Source organism: Flavobacterium sp. UBA2787, assembly GCA_002352205.1.
Lineage (GTDB): Bacteria > Bacteroidota > Bacteroidia > Flavobacteriales > Flavobacteriaceae > Flavobacterium.
Genome location: DEHZ01000002.1, coordinates 124,588 through 144,275 on the forward strand (window position 1 = coordinate 124,588; position 19,688 = coordinate 144,275).

Here is a 19,688-nt window from a genome sequence, read left to right on the forward strand (position 1 = left end):
CTTATTTGAATGCCTGCATACCGGTAATATCTGCTCCGGTAATAAGTAAGTGAATGTCGTGCGTGCCTTCATACGTAATCACAGATTCTAAATTCATACTGTGTCGCATGATTGAATATTCACCTGTAATTCCCATTCCGCCAAGTATTTGACGAGCTTCTCTAGCAATATTTATAGCCATGTCCACATTATTTCTTTTTGCCATAGAAATTTGAGCAGTGGTTGCTTTTCCTTCATTTCGCAAAACACCTAAACGCCAGGTTAACAATTGAGCTTTTGTGATTTCGGTAATCATTTCGGCTAATTTTTTTTGTTGCAGTTGTGTTGCAGCAATAGGCTTATCAAACTGAATTCGCTCTTTTGCATAGCGTAAAGCCGTATCATAACAATCCATAGCAGCACCAATCGCACCCCAAGCAATTCCGTAACGAGCAGAATCTAAACAGCCTAGTGGAGCACCTAAACCTGATTTATTTGGCAATAGATTTTCCTTTGGCACTTTTACATTATCAAAAATTAATTCACCAGTTGCAGATGCACGAAGTGACCATTTATTGTGTGTTTCAGGAGTAGTAAAACCTTCCATTCCGCGTTCTACTATTAAGCCGTGAATTCTTCCTTCTTCATTTTTTGCCCAAACAACTGCAATATCTGCAAAAGGAGCATTGGAAATCCACATTTTGGCTCCGTTTAACAAATAATAATCACCTTTATCTTTAAAGTTAGTTGTCATTCCGCCCGGATTTGAGCCGTGGTCAGGTTCAGTTAAACCAAAGCAACCCATCATTTCACCTGTGGCTAATTTTGGTAAATATTTCATGCGTTGTTCTTCGTTTCCATATTTCCAAATTGGATACATAACTAAAGAAGACTGAACAGACGATGTAGAACGAACTCCAGAATCACCTCTTTCGATTTCCTGCATGATTAATCCATAAGAAATTTGGTCTAAGCCTGCACCACCATATTCTTCTGGTATATAAGGTCCAAAACCCCCGATTTCCCCCAAACCTTTTATGATTTGTTTTGGAAATTCTGCCCGTTGAGCGTAATCTTCAATTATTGGAGAAACTTCTCTTTTAACCCAAGCACGTGCAGAATCACGCACTAATTTATGCTCATCCGTTAACAAATCGTCTAATAAATAATAATCAGGAGCTTGAAATAAGTCTGGTTTCATTTGAATCAATTTAAGTTGGACAAAAGTAAGTAAAGAAATGTAACAAATCAATTAACAATTGTTATATTTTTAAGTTTTTTAAATGCTATTTAGTGCAAATAGTAAAGCAAAAAGTAGCAAATTCTAATATAAAAGATAGTTTACTTTAAAAAGCTTAACTTTATAGAAATAATACTACACTCGAATAGTGTTTGTTCTACAGACAATGAATATTATTCTTATTACATTTGTTAATTGTATATGTGGTTAATAATCAATACATAAACTTAAACTGCAAAGTGGTTTATAAATTTAAGATGAGGTTTACGATATTCATACTATTCTTTCTGTTGACAAATTATTTTTGTCTATCAAACTCGCTTGTAATAAGTAAGTCGAAAGCACTCATGCCATTATCAGGTACGTATTCTATTCCGGGAGATTATAACACAATTAGCGATGCTGCAATTGCTTTAAATACATTTGGAATAAGTGGTTCTGTGATTTTTAACGTAGCTGTTAATCATACAGAAACTGCACCTTCCGGTGTAAGTGCTTTGTTGCCGGGAGGAATCGTTTTTGGAAATATTTCAGGAACAAGTTTTACAAATACAATTGTTTTTCAAAAAAGTGGAATTGGAACAAATCCTTTAGTTATAGCTGGCGAAAATCATTTTTCCGGAGGAATTATGGACGCTATCATAAAATTTGTTGGATCTGATCATATAACTTTTGATGGAATTGATGTGTCTGAAAATCCACTCAATACAATTACCGATATTGCTTCAAACAACATGACCGAATTTGGATATGCAATTTTTAAAAACTCTAATACGGATGGAGCAAAAAATAATAGTGTCAAAAACTGTTCTATTAATTTAAATACAGGTTTGACTAATTATCAAAATACGATTGGTATTTTTTCCACAACTGTTACTAGCTCTATCAATGGAGTACTGGTTTCAACAGCAAGTACACAAGCAGGTTCAAACTCTGACAACGTAATTCTAAATAATTCAGTTGTTGGTGCGAATATCGGAATAGCAGTAATAGGATCTAATACAGCTGTAGCCATGGATTCAGGATGGGAGATTGATGGTAATTTGATTACGGGTTTTGGCATCGGAAATGGAGAAACAATGTCTGCTTATCAAAAATTAGGTGTTTCAATTGAGGGTATTTTAATCAATCAATGTTATAATTTTACTTTACAAAATAATGTAATAACAAGTATAAGTACAACATTCACATCCACAATACAAATGGCCGGGATTGTGATGGGTTGGTCAGGAACAATAAGTCAGCCTACTGCTGTAGGATATACGAATACAATTCGGAATAATACAATAGAAGTTTATCAAAGCTTTTCTGAAAATACTTTTGGGATATGGAGTAGAATTGGAAATACAAGCTCTAAAATCGAAATTGAAAATAATTCTATACTAATTGAAAATAATTCTTTGACAGCAGTTTCTGGTAAATTTACAAAAGGAATACTTCAGGAAGTAATAATAGGGGAGTTTTTGTGTTCAGAAAATTCTGTTTCAATAAATTATGAAGGTGTGGATCATAATCATACTGTTTACTTTATTCAATCAGATATTCCCACAAGCATCAAACGGGAAATTTTAAATAATAATTTATTTACTCCAATTGGAAAATCTCTCAAAACTTCCGGAATGGTGTTCGGAATTTCTCATAGTGGGTTATCTTCAGGAGAATTAATTATCAATCTGAATAAAATTAATATCGATAAAGGGAATGTTTCTTCTGCAAGTCTTTTGTCTGGAGTTTACAGCCATAACCAAAATTCTGTTGCTCAACCCTATGTGATAAGTGGAAATGAAGTGGATTTAATTAATGGAGACATTGCAAATTTAGCTACTAATATTTATGGAGTATATAACAATGATGGTACCTCGGCCACTCATAAACAAATAGTAGAAAACAAAATCAATATACATGGCTATAATAGTGGAGGGACTACTCATGGTGTCTTTGTTGCCAAATCAGGCACTGTTTATATAATTGATAATGAGATTTCAATTTCAAACTATTCACCTACCGTTAACGGAATTTTCTTTACAACAGGATCTACTGTGAACATAGCAACAAATAATAAAATTATTTTTTCAACGGATAATATACCGAATACTCAAAGAGTAAACGGAATTAATAATGACATAGGTCAAGGAAACCTCACGGATAATGAAATTAATATCTATGCAACAGTTGTGTCACCTTTAACTTCCACTTTTACCGCTCATGGAATAAATAACACTAAACCGAATGCAGTAATAAATAATAATTCTGTTGATATAAGTGCGTTAACGTCTTGGGTGTTAGTTGTAAATGGAATTCATAATTCAGCTTCGTCAGGACAGATAAGTAACAATCCATTAATTAAGTGTTATTCAACTTCAACGGGTACGGGAGCAGTTACTGTTAGTGGGATTAATAATCTGTCCACAGCTATTAACTCTATAATCACCTCAAATTCCGGAATAGACGTTTTTTCTTCTGCTAATAATGGAATTGTAACTGTGAATGGAATTAATAATTCTGCTGCAGATGTAACCATCAGAAATAATGGCTTAATGAGGGTGAATTCAACTTCAGGAACAACTATAAATGCAAGAGGAATACTAAATACGGGTTCAACAACATTGATTGATCAAAATAATTCAATTGAAGTCATAACTAATGGTAGTGGCACAAGTAATTTGAGAGGGATAGCTAATAGTGGTTCGGGAACTATAATTTCAAATAATAATTTGATGAAAGTTAACGCATTAACAGGAGCATCTATAGATATAAGAGGGATTTCAGATGCTGGTTCAACAACAATGATTTCTGGAAATAATTCAATGGAAGTAACGTCAAATTCAGCCACTACTTCTATTGCATATGGCATAATTTCTTCAGGAAGTGATGTAATTATTCAAAATAATGATTTTATGAATGTAACCGGAACTGCAGTTTCAACATCCACTTTAATGATTATTAATAACTCAGGAATAAATGCTCAAATTATTGAAAACAACAATTTATTTGCAAATTCTACATCCACAACAAACATATCAAACACAAGAGGGATAAGTTCTTCAGTAATTTCACAAATAAAAGATAATCAAAATATTGTAATAACATCTAATGCAGCAACATCTTCAACAACTCATGGAATTCTTGGGTTAGGTAGTATTGAAAATAATGAAGTTGAAGTTATAGCGAATGCTCAAACAAGTATTACAAGTTCTTACGGTATTCGTTCTGAATCAGCTTCTATTGTAAGAAATAATAGCATACTAACTAATTTTACTTCAGAGACAGGAGGCGTTGGGGGTTATGGTTTATATAGTAATGGATCAGACTCCCTAATTGAAAACAACACCATAGACCACACGGTTATTTCAAATGGTGATGAAACTCCGTTGACTTGGTATGGATATGTTTTTGGTATTCGTTCAGGCGGGAATAATTCTCAACTTATAAATAATAAAATTATAAAGGTTTATGGCTCCATGGGTAGGGGAACAACCTATTTAGAAGTGGCTGGAATTTTTTTAGAAAATGCTAATAATCCGGTAATTGAGAATAATTTAATTAGCAATGTGTCTTCCAATGGAACGGCAAATAATAGGGTCTATCTTTCAGGAATTTATGTTATTGGTGCAAGTTATAATGCGTTAATAAAAAACAACAGAATTTTTAATCTTTACTTTAATAACAATATTACCACACTTCATCCTGATTATAACACAGATATTCCGGCAAACACAAACGGAATTTGGGTTAGAATATACGATAACCAAACGCTAAATGATTATACAATTGTAAATAATTCTATATCAAAATTATATCATGGAAATGCATCAAAAATTGGTGCTGTTTTCGGACTAACATTATCAACAAAAAATATAAATTATAAAGTTTATCACAACACCATTTTAATTGGAGATAACCTAACTCAAATTACAAGTAATACAACCGGAAATTTTGGAGGTTCAGCTGTGGGATTTGTAAATAGACTTGGCAGTGGCGGACTTGATTTGAGAAATAACATCCTTTACACTAATCTTCTTCCAAGAGGAACAGGCTATACTTCTGCTTTAGGAGCGATTAAAAGCCATGATGTTATTTTTTCAGATTTTTTCACAAATCCAGGGCAAACGGGGATAAGACCAGTAAATTATAAAGCAGTTTCTAATAACAATTTGTTTTATTCGCCATCTGTACACGGAAGAAGATCCTATATTTATTGTGAAGGTGATGGTTTTGGAACGGAATATAATCGTTTTAATATAGATCATAATACAATTCAGGCTAATGATCCAAATTTTAACATAAACCCTTCATTTTCAGGGTGTACAAGCAGATACAAAACCTTAATGGCAGGTTCTGATTCTGACAGCTTCTATCAAAATGTAACATTAGTTGAAGGAACCGGTGACCAAGAAGGTATTTGGACACCAATTGGCGAAACATTTGCCGAATTAGGAGCACAACTTATTGATCCAATTTATGATTTAGATTTCAATGGCATTAGCCGTGGAAATGCTATTGATATGGGTGCTATTCAGTTTAATGGTCAAACTGTTGAAGCACCGGAAATCGTTTATTCACCCTTAACATTAAACGGATGTGGTTTGGTGCCAACATCATTAGTTTTAGAAAATGTTCAAATAACAGATAGTTTTGGAACAATTACAACAGGAAGTTTTGTTCCACGATTATACTATAGAATTGATTCTGGAGCTTGGTCAAGTGTTGCCGGAATATTAGTTTCCGGAGATGAGTTGAATGGATTTTGGAACTTCACTCTCACCGGATTATCCGCCGGAACATTGAGTTATTATGTGATTGCACAAGATAAATTGTCAAAAATTGGAACCGTTCCCGGAAGTGGATTGGTAGCGTGTAATGTCAATTCTGTAACCACTCATCCAACCTCACCAAACACGTTGACTTTAGGTGGAGCAATTGCAACCTACGCATTAGGAAGCTGGAGTTCAACACCTGATATTGGAAAAGCAGTTGTGATTGATGATGATTTAGTTATTTCTTCCAACCTCGATGCTTGTTCGGTTTTGGTAAAATCAGGTAGAACAGTAACAGTTGCATCAGATATCTTCCTAACTGTGTTAAATGAAGTCGTAGTGGAAGCCGGAGCAAACCTAATTTTTGAAGATAAAGCAAGCTTAGTTCAAATTAACAATGTCGCAAATACCGGTGATATTGAATACAATCGAATAGCAAGTATAAAAAAATTAGACTATGTTTATTGGTCTTCTCCGGTTGTTGGAAGTAATGGTGTGACCGGATTTAATATTAACAACCTTTCGGCAAACCCGACAGAAATTACCGGACCAAAATACAAATGGAACACTTTACAAAATAATAACAACGGAACCGGAGGAAACATCAGTCAAGGAATTTGGGTAAACGCAAACGCAAATCTAATGGAGTCGGGTAAAGGATATATTGTTCGAGCACCTAATTCATTTAGTGAAACAATTAATCAACCTTATCAAGCATTATTTAGTGGCGTTCCTTTTAACGGAGATTTGAATTACCCAATTTATCGAGGCGATTATACCGGACTTGATTATATCGGATTGAATGGTCAAACTATAACTAATTTAGACGATAATTTTAATTTGATAGGAAATCCATATCCATCTGCTATCAGTGCTGCACGATTTATTTATAGAAATACACTTGCAAATGGCGGAAGTATAATTGGCGGTGTTAGAGTTTGGACCCACGGAAACAGCCCATCAATTTCATACCAAGATCCTTTTTATGGTTCGTTTGCCTATAATTATACATCAAATGATTATATAATTTACACTTTATTAGGTTCAAATTGTTGTCCAGCTTTAGAAGATGATTTTATGATTGGTGGTGGACAAGGTTTTTTTGTTCAAATGCAAGACGGAACGGCAGCAAGTGATTTTGTCTATTTTAATAATTCGATGCGAAGTAAAAATTATACAAATGCAAATTTCTATAGAACATCCAATCTTATCGATTTTATTGATTTTACATTTGAAAAACACCGAATTTGGCTTGATGTTTTAGATGCAAATTTATCATCCAACAGAACACTTTTGGGTTATGCTGAAGGTGCAACTTTTGGATTAGACGATTTGTATGATGCAACAACCAAAGAAATAGGTGCTCTTCAAATTTATTCTTTTGCAGAAGATTCAAAAACAACAACTCAGGCCCGACCACTTCCGTTTGACAACAACGATGAGGTTTCCATAGGGTTAAATGTTCCTACTCAAGGTCAATATACAATCGCTATTGCAGGGATAGATGGTTTGTTTGATTATACTTCTGTCTATTTAAAGGATAATTCATTAAATTTAATCCACGATTTAAAAGAAAGCCCTTATCATTTCCAAGCAGAAAAAGGTGTGATGAATAATCGATTTCAATTAGTCTATCAAAATTCTAATTTAAGTCAGCCCGATTTCAATGTTGGTTCGGTTACTGCATTTGTCAAAAATAATGAAATTCACGTAAAATCATCCTTAGATGAAATAAATGAAATAACTTTATTTGATCTTACTGGAAGAAAAATTTATCAAAAGAAGATTAAAACAAAAGAAACAATTATATCTGATCTAAACATAGCCAATCAAACAATTTTAATCCAACTGAAAATGTCAGATAATCAGTTAATAACAAAGAAAATTATATTCTAAAAAAATAATTATGAAAGTAAAAATTATACTTGCCGCCCTACTTTTTTCTGCTACAACTTTTTCACAAGTTAGTATCGGAGATGCTCTTCCAAATCCATCGGCTAATTTAGACGTAACAGCAATAGATGTGGAAGGGAATACGAGGGGTTTGTTAATTCCACGTTTAAATCTATTAAATACAACAGACGCCAGTACTATTAATAATGGAAACGTGAATAGTTTGCTTGTCTTTAACGAAGCAACGCAAGCCGATGTTACTCCCGGATTTTATTATTGGTATATTGATAAATGGGAAAGAATTTCAAATGGCTCTGGTTCTGTAACTGAGACAAATACAGATTTATCTTTTAATCCATTAACAAGCGAATTATTCTACGTAAACGAATTTAATAATAATGCACCTATTGACTTAAATTCCCTAAAAATAGAACCATGGCAAGTGGAAGGAACAGCTGATAAAGCTTCTTTAAATACACAAAATATCTATCAAATAGGTAATGTAGGTATTGGAACAAACGACATGTTAGATGGTGTCGCTCTTGATGTGAGAGGTGCTGTTAGAGCGGGAGCAGGAAATACAGGAGTTGTTGGTTTAAACTCTGTTACTTTTGGAACAAATAACACAGTTTCAGGGTCAAATTCATCAGCAACAGGGGTAAATAATGTTGTTTTAGGATCAATTTCCGGTGCAATTGGAGAAAACAATACAATCAATTCAAATAATGCAATGGCAATTGGAATTGGTAACGTTGTTAATGCCACTAAAAGTTTTACTGTTGGAGAAGCCAATGTTGTAACGGGTAATTTAGCCTCTGCAATGGGTAGAGAAAATATTGCCGATGGTGAAATTGCTGTTGCTTATGGCTTAAATAACCAATCCATTGCCGATTATAGCTATACATTAGGTGTTGGAAACATTGCCGGTGCAATGGGCAGCATGGTTTTTGGTAGATATAATGCTCTTATTGGTGGTGATCCAACTAACTTTTCTGTACCGTTAGATCCTTATTTTCAGTTGGGCAATGGTTCAGGACCAGCAAATAGATCTAATATGATTACCATATTGAAAAATGGGAAAATCGGTTTCGGAAATATTTATACTCCACAAGCAACTATTCATGTTGTAAAAACGGGAGCCGATTTAACTCCTGCAATCATCGAAGGTTGTGAGGTTTATCCCGACAACGTTGCGGCAACAGCTGCCGGTGTTCCGGTAGGCGGACTTTATAGAACAGCAACAGGCGTACTAATGGTTCGTTTCTAACATAATTCATTAAATTGAAATAGAATTTCAGTTTAGAAAACTAAATCATGTAAGATGATAAAAATAATAATAAAGTTATTGATCGTTTTTGTTTCAGCAACCGCAGGATTAATGGCTCAAACAAAGCTAAATAATCAAGGGATTCTTTCCGTTCAAGGAATTACTGGAACATTGGCAGCAATAGACAATAACGCTACGGGAGAATTAATTAATGATGGAGACTTTTATGTTTACAATCATTACAACAATGATGGTATAGTAACTTTTTCATCGGGAATAAGTGCTGGAATAACGAGAGTGAATGGCATATATGGTTTTCAAAATATTTCCGGCACCGTTCCCATGGATTTATTTGATGTTGAATTCAACAATAATTTGCTTCAACCTGCTTTTCATTTGTCAAACCAAATCAATGTGTTTAACGAATCAAATTTTTTACAAGGAATTGTAGACAATGATAACCATGGCGGTTTATTTGTTTTTGAAGATAATGCATTTCATAATAGCACATCAGATCAAAGTCATGTAGATGGTTATGTTCGTAAAAACGGAAATCAATTTTTTCAATTTCCAATTGGTGATGGAGGTCAGTTTCGATATGCTTCCATTTCTGCTCCTCAATTATCTATTGATGCGTTTACCGGAAAATATTTCTGGGAAAATTCTAATCCGCTTTATCCACTCGAAAACAGAACAGGGATAATTACTTTGATAGATAATGCAGAGTATTGGACAGTTGATAAAACAGCAGGAAACAGCAATATTTTTCTAACTCTTTCATGGGATGAAGATACAACTCCAACAGAAATATATGCAGCTCCTTTAGAAGATATTCACATCGTTCGGTGGGATGTTTCCGAAAACAGATGGGTTGATGAAGGTGGTGTGGCAGACATAAATACAAAAGAAGTAACTACTGTTATCGATCCACTTACGCAGTATGGGGTTTTTACATTGGCTCGTGTTCGATCAGAAGACATCTTGCCTTGCGGCGGAAGGGGAGTTGTAATCTACAATGCCATTTCTGCAAATGAAGACGGAAGGAATGATTATTTTATTATCGACGGAATTGAAGAATGTCCACAAAATACAGTTGAAATCTATAATCGTTGGGGTGTAAAAGTATATGAAACAACTTCCTATAACACAAACGGTAATGTTTTTAATGGCTATTCTGATGGACGTGTAACAATTGCAAAAAATGAAAAATTACCTGTGGGAACTTATTTTTATCACATCAATTTCTTAGATGAAAATGGAGGAATAAGAACCAAAAAAGCAGGTTATTTATATATTAGTTTATAAAAATTAAGCTAAATTGATTGAACATTCAACGTTGAGATTTCAATGTTGAATGTTTTTTTATCTCCATTAACATCTTATTAACCTCGCCATTTAAAGTAATTTTTTACTTTTCATAAAATTATTAAAAGCCTAAAAATGAAAATCTGTTTTACTTTCGTTCTACTATTATTTGCGGTCTCTTTGATGGCTCAAAATAGCCAAGCCAATGCAGTTCAAAAAGAAGCCCAACAAAAAATTGTAGATGAATACGTGCACAATTGTGCTAAAAATTATTCATTTTATAATATGAATGAACTACAAGAATGTTTGGATGAAGGACTCAAAAAAGATCCAACCATTGCCTATTTATGGCAACAAAAAGCAATGCCTTTATTTAAAATGAAAAAGTATGAAGCCGGAATGGTTTTTTGTGATAAAGCAGTAGAACATGATCCACATCGATGGCTTTCGTATCGAGCATATATCAAATGCATTTTCGCAAGAACATATAGAGAAGCAATTATCGATTTTGAAAAGTGCAAAGAAATGTCCGGCAATAGTTATGAAATGGATCATACATATAACTTCTACATTGCCTTATCACATTTACAATTGAATGAATTTGACAAAGCAGAAGAAATCTTTAAAACTGATATTGCAGAACAAACTGATTTAAGAGGTGAAGCTCATCACCTTGATTTATTTTACTACGGAATAACATTATATGAACAAAAAAAGTGGGAACAAGCCATCGAAGAATTTGATAAAGCCATCTCTCAATATGAAAACTTTTCGGATGCAAAAGTTTACAAAGCTTTTTGTTTAGGAAGAATTGGTCAGGAAAAAAGAGCAAATGATTTGTTGTTGGAAGCTAAAACTGATGCTAAAAACGGCTACACAATTAATGAAGATAATATGATTTTCGAAGTATATCCGTATAAAGTGAAATGGTAATTACATCTTTAAATAAAAATCTTTGGTAAGATTGATATAATCATCTGTATATTCGTGACGATTAATTTCGATAACCAATTCATCAGCCGTTAAAGTGCTTAATTCATAACGTTTAAAAGCCAGCAAACTTCGTTTGATTTCTGTGGTTGAAGTGCCTTTTACACGAGTTACTTTAATCGGATAAAGTTCCACTTCTGCACACAAATCGATAAATTTTTCTTCTTCTTTGTAAGGGATAATCACGGCAAAAATTCCATTTTCAGAAAGTAATAAATCAGCCGCTTCAATCAAATCTTCAAAAGGCATCGCTTCTTGAAATCTGGCTAAATCACGTTGCGAATTTTCGGTTTTATAATCTTCGGAATAAAAAGGCGGATTAGAAATGATTAAATCATACTCATCTTCCGGTTCATCGACAAACTCATCCAAACCGGCGTGAAAACAAAAGAGTCTTTCTCCCCAAGGCGAATTTTCAAAATTTTCTACGCATTGTTCGTACGCATCTTCGTCAATTTCTAATGCGTCAATTTGTTCGGCATTGCTTCGTTGGGCTATCATTAATGATAAAATTCCCGTCCCTGCACCAATATCCAATACTGAAAAAGGATTGTTTTCAATCGGACACCAAGCTCCCAATAACACACTATCAGTTCCTACTTTCATAGCACATCGATCTTGTTGAATAGAAAATTGTTTGAATTGAAACACTGTGATTAACGATTTTTGAATGAAGAATTTTGATTCCAGAACTTGAAATTTGAAACCTGACCCGAGGCGGAGCCGAATAGAGCGAAGCTAAACTTGAAACTTTCTAAAGATACATCTCAACCAAACCTTCCGGCAAATTCATAACCACCTTCTTGTTATCACGATCAATTTTAACCAAAAACTGATCAATCATCGGAATAAGCATTTCAACATTACCATTCAAAACTTCAAAAAGTGGTTGAGCAGTTGTATCATTGATAGAAACAATTTTTCCCACCACTCCAAGTCGTTGGTCTTCTACTTCAAAACCAATTACTTCGTGATAATAAAATTGATTTCCTTCTAATTTTGGTAAAAACGAAAGTGGAAGATAAAGTTCACAACCCATAATGGCATCAGCATCCTCTTCTGTTTCAACATCTTCAAATTTGACTCTCAGAAAGTCATTTTTATGTAGTGAACTGTTTTCAATAAAAAATGGAACCAGATTTTTGTTTAATTCAACAAAAACTGATTCCATATTTTCATATAATTCGGGCTCGTCTGTGTCTAAATAGACCAAAACTTCACCTTTGAAACTAAATTTTTTAGCGATTTTGCCAAGATAGAAACATTCTTCTTTACGCATTATCGCAGAATATTAAGCTTCTTTTTCTTCGTTTGTTTCTTCAGCAGCAGGAGCTTCTTCAACAGCAGGAGTTTCCTCAACAGCTACTTCAGTTGCAACTTCGCTAACTTCTTCAGCAACCTCTTCAGTTGCTTCAGCAGCTTTCAACGCATCAGCAGCAGCATTTGCACGTTTTTCATTTGCAACTTTTTCAGCTTTTAATGCCTCAGCTCTTGCTTTCTCTTGTGCTTTAGTTAAACCTTCTTTTTTAGAAGTAACTTTGTTTGCTTTTTCATCAATCCAAGCTGCTAATTTAGCATCTGCTTGTTCTTGTGTAAGAGCACCTTTTCTAACTCCACCATCCAAGTGATGTTTCAATAACGCACCTTTATAAGAAAGGATAGCTCTTGCAGTATCAGTTGGTTGAGCACCATTGTGTAACCATTGAACAGCACTGTCCAAGTTTAAATCAATTGTTGCAGGGTTAGTGTTTGGATTGTAAGTTCCGATTTTGTCTAAGAATTTACCATCTCTTTTGGCTCTTGCATCAGCAGCCACGATCCAGAAAAAAGGTTTTCCTTTTTTTCCGTGTCTTTGTAATCTAATTTTTACTGGCATAATCGTATGATTAAATTGTGAGGTTCTCGACCTCTGTTAATTAAGGGTGCAAATATATAAAAGTTTTTTGGATTAGAAATGAATGATTCAAAATTTATTTAAATTGTTTGATTCAGTGTGTTTTATGTGTTTTTAACAAAAAAGTATGTCGTTTATTCAGTAGAAAAACTATTTTTGTACTTTAGAAATAAACACAATTGATACAATGAAAAAATATTTTTCTCTTTTAGCTATTGCTTTTTTATTCATTTCCTGCGAAGAAGATGTTGTTTTAAATTCACCCTCAGTTCAAGGAAGATTAGAAAACACGTTTTGGAGAGCAATTGATTCCGATGCTGTTTTGCAACCAAATGGTGGTTTAGTAATCACTGCAAAAGCTCGTTTGCAAACAATGACTTTAAGAATTCCTTCTAGAAATGTTGGAACCTATGTTTTGGGTCAAAACCAATCACGAGTTGCAACTTTTGTATTTGATTATGATGATAGTGAATTGTTTTACAGCACGGGTGTGACTACTGAAGAGGAGTATCAAGGAGACGGAGAAATAAAAATCACAGAATTTGATGCAGAAAACGGAACTGTTTCCGGCTCATTCCGATTTAATGCCGTTAACATGGCAAACAATCCGTTGGGAGGAGAAATATTAAACTTCAATCAAGGAGTTTTTTATAAGGTGCCTGTAACCGGAATCGAAGAAGATTAATAAGAAATAAAGTCCCAAAAAAGCCATTTCGAATCAAAAACGAAATGGCTTTTTTATTTATTTTCAACATTTTATGAAATAAAGTTTACTTTTTAAGATGGTTTGCCATTTTAATAGTTTACCTTTGTTTCAAATAATATTATTTTTTATGAACATTTTTGTAGGAAGCCTTCCTTGGAGTATTGAGGAAGCAGATTTAAGAGAGTCTTTCGAGGCTTATGGAGTTGTAGACTCTGTGAAAGTAATTACTGATAAATTTACCGGAAAAAGTAAAGGTTTTGGTTTTGTTGAAATGCCTAATGACGAAGAAGGTCAAAAAGCTATTGACGAACTAAACGGAGCTACCGTTCAAGGTCGTGCTATTGTGGTAAACAAATCAGAACCAAAACCGGAAGGCGAAAAAAGAAGCTTTAACAATAACCGTTCAGGCGGTGGTGGTTACGGTGGTGGTGGAAACAGTCGTGGTGGCGGTGGCTACAGCGGTGGTGGAAACAGTCGCGGTGGCGGAGGAGGAAGATACTAGTATTTTTTCTTTATAACATCAACAAAACCATCTTGAGCAATCAGGATGGTTTTTTGTTTTGTTGATAACTAAAGTTGACATTCTCTTCCTTAAAATGTATTTTTGAAAATAGAATTGTCAATTGGTTTTTCCGCTAATTACGAATCACTTTTCACTAATCACTCTCACATGTTTTTAATCTTCGATACCGAAACCACCGGCTTGCCCAAACGATGGGATGCACCATTAACCGATACCGACAACTGGCCTCGTTGCATTCAAATTGCTTGGCAATTGCACGACGAAATGGGAAATTTGCTCGAACATCAAGATTATCTCGTGCAACCGGACGGATTTAATATTCCGTATGATGCCGAACGAATTCACGGTATTTCAACCGAATTGGCTCAACAAGACGGAATTCCTTTGAGTGAAGTTCTCGAAAAATTCAACATCGCTTTAAGCAAAGCCAAATTCATTGTTGGTCAAAATGTTGGTTTTGATGTGAATATTATGGGATGCGAATTTCATCGGATGAATCTAAATTCTCCACTGACTTTTAAACCGGTTTTAGATACGTGTACCGAAGTAACAGCCAATTTGTTGAAACTTCCCGGCGGACGTGGAGGGAAATTCAAATTGCCTACCCTAACCGAATTACATCAATACCTTTTTGGCGTTCCTTTTTCAGAAGCTCATAATGCAACTGCCGACGTGGAGGCAACGACAAGGTGTTTTTTGGAATTAATAAGAAAAGAAATTTTCACCAAAGAAGAACTCGATGTTCCTGCCGATTATTTCAAAAATTTTAATGAACAAAATCCGAAAGAAATTCAACTTATCGGATTAAAACATATTAATTTAAAGGAAGCTTCTGAAGCAATTCGGAAACAATTTCAAAAAGAACAACCAAAAGAAGTTGCAAAGACAGATTTAGTTGAAAACCAAAAAACATTAGTCGATGTTGATTTTGTGCATTTGCATAATCATTCGCAATTTTCAGTTTTACAATCTACAATTTCTGTTGCCGATTTGGTGAAAGCAGCCGTAAAGAATAAAATGCCTGCAGTCGCAATGACCGATATTGGCAATATGATGGGAGCTTTTCATTTTGTCCGCGACGTTTTATACCATAATAAATCAGCCGAAGCTAAAAACAAAGCAGCAATTGAGGCCGGAGAAAATCCCACAGAAACAATTGTAAAACCAATTGTGGGATGCGAATTTTTTGTCTGCGATAATCACAAAGATAAAACCCGAAAAGACAATGGCTATCAAGTGGTTTTTTTGGCTAAGAATAAAAAGGGTTATCATAATTTAGCCAAAATGTCATCCATTGGTTATACTGACGGATTTTATTATGTTCCCCGAATTGACAAAGAAGTTATTCAAAAATATAAAGAAGATTTGATTGTTTTGTCGGGAAGTTTGTCCGGCGAAATTCCGAATAAACTTTTAAATATCGGCGAAAATCAAGCAGAAGAAGCGTTGCTTTGGTGGAAAAATGAATTCGGTGATGATTTTTACATCGAATTGATGCGACACAATCAAGAAGATGAGAATCGAGTGAATACTTCGTTGATTTCATTGGCCAAAAAGCATAACGTAAAAACGGTGGCTACCAACAATGTTTTTTATGTGGATAAAGAAAATGCCAATGCTCACGACATTTTGCTTTGTGTTCGCGATGGTGAAAAACAAGCCACACCCATAGGAAGAGGTCGCGGTTATCGTTACGGTTTGCCCAATCAAGAATATTATTTTAAGACGGGTGACGAGATGAAAAAACTTTTCTCCGATTTACCCGAAGCCATTTTAAACATCACCGAAGTAGTTGATAAAATTGAAATTTTCGACTTGGCTCGTGGAGTTTTGCTTCCAAAGTTTGACATTCCTGAAGAATTTTTAGTTCCTGAAGATGAAGAAGATGGAGGAAAAAGAGGTGAAAATTTATTTTTAAGACATCTTACGTATGAAGGGGCAAAAAAACGATACGAAATAATCACGCCAGAAATTGAAGAACGTCTTGATTTTGAATTAAAAACAATTGAAAACACAGGTTACCCAGGATACTTTTTGATTGTTCAAGATTTTATCAGAGCCGCTCGTGAAATGGATGTTTCGGTGGGACCCGGACGTGGTTCGGCTGCCGGTTCAGTGGTTGCCTATTGTTTGTGGATTACGAACATTGACCCATTAGAATACGATTTGCTTTTTGAGCGTTTCCTAAATCCTGACAGGGTTTCGATGCCCGATATTGATATCGATTTTGATGATGAAGGTCGTGGTCGCGTGATGCAATATGTAATTGATAAATACGGTTCAAATCAGGTGGCACAGATCATCACGTATGGAAAAATGGCGACCAAATCTTCGTTAAGAGATACCGCTCGTGTGCTCGATTTACCTCTTTTTGAAGCCGATAAATTAGCTAAATTAATTCCGGGAATGATGCCTGGAAAATGGAGCTTAGCCCGATTTTTATCCGATTCAATCGATGAAGTAAAAAAAGCCGTTCGTTCGGATGAATTTGATAACATTAAAGAATTAATTGCGATAGCCAATCAAGGTGAATTAGCCGGAGAAACCATCCAACAAGCAAAAGTATTAGAAGGATCGTTGCGAAATACCGGAATTCACGCGTGTGGAGTCATCATTACGCCAAGCGACATTACCAATTTCGTTCCTGTGGCAACAGCAAAAGATTCCGATTTATATGTCACTCAATTTGACAACTCGGTGGTTGAAAGTGCCGGTTTGTTAAAGATGGACTTTTTGGGATTAAAAACCCTTACGTTAATAAAAGATACGGTTAAATTAATTAAATATCGAACCGGAAAAGAACTCGATCCGGATGCTTTTCCAATTGATGATGTCAAAACGTATGAGCTTTTTCAACGGGGAGAAACAGTTGGAATTTTTCAATACGAATCGGTTGGAATGCAAAAATACCTTCGTGATTTAAAGCCAACTGTTTTTGGCGATTTAATTGCGATGAATGCCTTGTATCGTCCGGGACCATTAGAATATATTCCATCTTTCGTTCTTAGAAAAAATGGCCAAGAAGAAATAAAATATGACTTAGATGCTTGTGCAGAATATTTAAGCGAGACGTACGGAATTACAGTATATCAAGAGCAAGTAATGCTTTTGTCGCAATCTTTAGCCGATTTTTCAAAAGGTGATGCCGACGTTTTGCGTAAAGCAATGGGTAAAAAAGATAGAGCAACGTTGGATAAAATGAAACCAAAATTTATAGAACAAGCAGCATCTAAAGGTCACGATGCAACTGTTTTAGAAAAAATTTGGAAAGATTGGGAAGCTTTTGCAAGTTATGCTTTCAATAAATCGCATTCCACTTGCTATGCTTGGATTGGCTATCAAACGGCCTATCTAAAAGCTCATTATCCTGCGGAATATATGGCGGCGGTGCTTTCTAACAATATGAACGATATCAAACAGGTTTCGTTTTTTATGGAAGAATGCAAACGAATGGGTATGAAAGTATTGAGTCCGGATGTGAATGAATCGTTTTATAAATTCACCGTAAATGATGATGGTGCGATTCGTTTTGGAATGGGAGCTATCAAAGGAGTAGGAGCCGGTGCAGTGGAAACCATCGTACAAAACCGATTGAAAGATGGAAAATATAAATCTATTTTTGATTTAGCAAAACGAATTGATTTGCGTGCAGCCAACAAAAAAGCCTTTGAAAATTTAGCTTTAGCAGGTGGTTTTGATGGTTTTTCGGCAACGCATCGTGCACAATATTTTCATCATGACGGTGATAACATCACGTTTTTGGAAAAAGCGATCCGTTACGGAGCAAAATTTCAGGAAAATGAAAATTCGGCTCAAGTGAGTTTGTTTGGTGAAGCAAGCGATGTTCAAATTGCGGAGCCACTGGTTCCACCTTGCGATGAATGGAGTACGATGGAGAAATTAGCCAAAGAAAAAGAAGTTGTTGGGATTTATATTTCCGGACATCCATTAGATGATTTTCGTTTTGAGATGAAATATTTCTGTAATTCAAAATTAGAATACCTTAAAAATTTAGAGCAACACGTGAATAAGACGTTGACTTTTGGCGGAATTATAACGAATGTTCAACATCGCATAGCTCAAAATGGTAAAGGCTGGGCTTCGTTTATGTTGGAAGGATATGATGAAAGCCACGAATTTAGAATTTATGGTGAAGAATATTTAAAATTCCGACATTTTATCATCCAAAATAATTTTACATTTATGAAAGTGATGGTGCGTGAAGGATGGGCAAACAAAGAAACCGGTAAAAAAGGAGATCCGCGAATTACATTTCAACTAATTCAATATTTGCAAGATGTTTTGCCACAATTTGCTAAAAAATTGACAATTCAAATGGACATTATGGCATTGCAACAAAATTTGATTTCCGATTTGAGTGCCATTTTTAAAACATTTCAAGGTGATAATGCGGTTACGTTTGAAGTAATGGAATTGGAAAAAGTAAAAAAAGAAGTAGAAATTAAGCCCGTTGTAATTGCTTCGGATGATGATTTAGACATTGAGAATTTAGAGGATATTGAAATGGAAATCGAAGCTCCAACCGAAGAAATAAGAATGGTAACGAAGTTAAGTATGCCAAGCCGCAAACTAAAAGTTCAAATCTCGAATGAATTATTAAGTGAGTTGGAGAAAAAGCAGGTTGATTTTAGGTTGAATTAGTCATCAATTCCACCAATACATTCATAATCAAAACTAATTTTCAATTAACACGACTTTAAGTTTTAAATTTTTAAATTTGCAGTGTTAAATAAAGAAATAATAATCAATAAAAAAATATAAAATGGCATTAGCAATAACAGACGCTACTTTTGATGAAGTAGTTTTAAAATCAGATAAACCGGTAGTAGTAGATTTTTGGGCAGCATGGTGCGGACCATGTAGAATGGTTGGACCGGTTATTGATGAAATCGCAACAGAATATGAAGGAAAAGCTGTTGTTGGAAAAGTTGACGTAGATGCAAACCAAGAATTTGCAGCAAAATACGGCGTTAGAAACATTCCAACCGTTTTAGTTTTTCAAAATGGAGAAGTAGTTGGAAGACAAGTGGGTGTTGCTCCAAAGAAAAATTACACTGATGCAATTGATGCATTGTTGTAATTTTTAATAAAAATAAATTTCAAGGTCTGATGA

Annotated in this window: 12 protein-coding genes; 8 read left to right on the top strand and 4 right to left on the bottom strand. The window is 34.7% G+C overall.

Annotation, left to right across the window (positions count from 1 at the left end; translation table 11 throughout):
* Position 1 precedes the first annotated feature (1 nt).
* Complete coding sequence (locus tag B4N66_RS01000; RefSeq protein WP_291091857.1) at positions 2–1,180, bottom strand: acyl-CoA dehydrogenase family protein; 1,179 nt, start codon at positions 1,178–1,180, stop codon at positions 2–4.
* 386 nt (positions 1,181–1,566) lie between these two features.
* Here B4N66_RS01000 and B4N66_RS01005 point away from each other — a divergent pair, with 386 nt between their 5' ends.
* The 4 genes from B4N66_RS01005 to B4N66_RS01020 all read left to right on the top strand — a co-directional run bounded on the left by B4N66_RS01005 (position 1,567) and on the right by B4N66_RS01020 (position 11,374).
* Entirely contained in the window at positions 1,567–7,872 is a 6,306-nt protein-coding gene (locus B4N66_RS01005) for a hypothetical protein (RefSeq protein ID WP_291091859.1), read from the top strand.
* A 10-nt stretch (positions 7,873–7,882) separates the two neighbouring features.
* Positions 7,883–9,136: a hypothetical protein gene (locus B4N66_RS01010; protein ID WP_291091861.1), complete on the top strand. Its 1,254-nt coding sequence runs from the start codon at positions 7,883–7,885 to the stop codon at positions 9,134–9,136.
* Between the two features lie 54 nt (positions 9,137–9,190).
* Positions 9,191–10,441 (top strand): gliding motility-associated C-terminal domain-containing protein, encoded by a 1,251-nt coding sequence (locus B4N66_RS01015; RefSeq protein WP_291091863.1) that lies wholly within the window; start codon positions 9,191–9,193, stop codon positions 10,439–10,441.
* 135 nt (positions 10,442–10,576) lie between these two features.
* Positions 10,577–11,374, top strand: a complete 798-nt coding sequence (locus B4N66_RS01020) for a tetratricopeptide repeat protein (RefSeq protein WP_291091865.1) — start codon at positions 10,577–10,579, stop codon at positions 11,372–11,374.
* Here the strand turns inward: B4N66_RS01020 and B4N66_RS01025 are convergent, their stop codons facing one another.
* The 3 genes from B4N66_RS01025 to B4N66_RS01035 all read right to left on the bottom strand — a co-directional run bounded on the left by B4N66_RS01025 (position 11,375) and on the right by B4N66_RS01035 (position 13,307).
* The gene (locus B4N66_RS01025; RefSeq protein WP_291091867.1) at positions 11,375–12,037 is read right to left on the bottom strand and encodes a tRNA1(Val) (adenine(37)-N6)-methyltransferase; all 663 of its coding nucleotides are present in this window, start codon (positions 12,035–12,037) and stop codon (positions 11,375–11,377) included. It lies immediately after the preceding gene.
* 148 nt (positions 12,038–12,185) lie between these two features.
* Positions 12,186–12,710, bottom strand: coding sequence for a ribosome maturation factor RimM (rimM, locus tag B4N66_RS01030; RefSeq protein ID WP_291091869.1), 525 nt, complete (start codon positions 12,708–12,710; stop codon positions 12,186–12,188).
* 12 nt (positions 12,711–12,722) lie between these two features.
* On the bottom strand, positions 12,723–13,307 hold the full coding sequence (locus tag B4N66_RS01035; protein WP_291091871.1) for a 30S ribosomal protein S16: 585 nt from the start codon (positions 13,305–13,307) through the stop codon (positions 12,723–12,725).
* 205 nt (positions 13,308–13,512) lie between these two features.
* On the opposite strand from B4N66_RS01035, the gene B4N66_RS01040 reads away from it, so the two are divergent.
* The 4 genes from B4N66_RS01040 (at position 13,513) to trxA (ending at position 19,655) form a co-directional block, all read left to right on the top strand.
* Positions 13,513–14,010: a DUF6252 family protein gene (locus B4N66_RS01040; RefSeq protein ID WP_291091873.1), complete on the top strand. Its 498-nt coding sequence runs from the start codon at positions 13,513–13,515 to the stop codon at positions 14,008–14,010.
* Between the two features lie 148 nt (positions 14,011–14,158).
* Positions 14,159–14,533, top strand: coding sequence for an RNA recognition motif domain-containing protein (locus B4N66_RS01045; RefSeq protein WP_291091875.1), 375 nt, complete (start codon positions 14,159–14,161; stop codon positions 14,531–14,533).
* Positions 14,534–14,701: 168 nt separating this feature from the next.
* A complete protein-coding gene (gene dnaE / locus B4N66_RS01050; protein WP_291091877.1) occupies positions 14,702–19,216 on the top strand; it encodes a DNA polymerase III subunit alpha in 4,515 nt (1,504 codons plus the stop codon).
* Positions 19,217–19,337: 121 nt separating this feature from the next.
* Entirely contained in the window at positions 19,338–19,655 is a 318-nt protein-coding gene (gene trxA / locus B4N66_RS01055) for a thioredoxin (RefSeq protein WP_112085032.1), read from the top strand.
* The last annotated feature ends 33 nt before the right edge of the window (positions 19,656–19,688 follow it).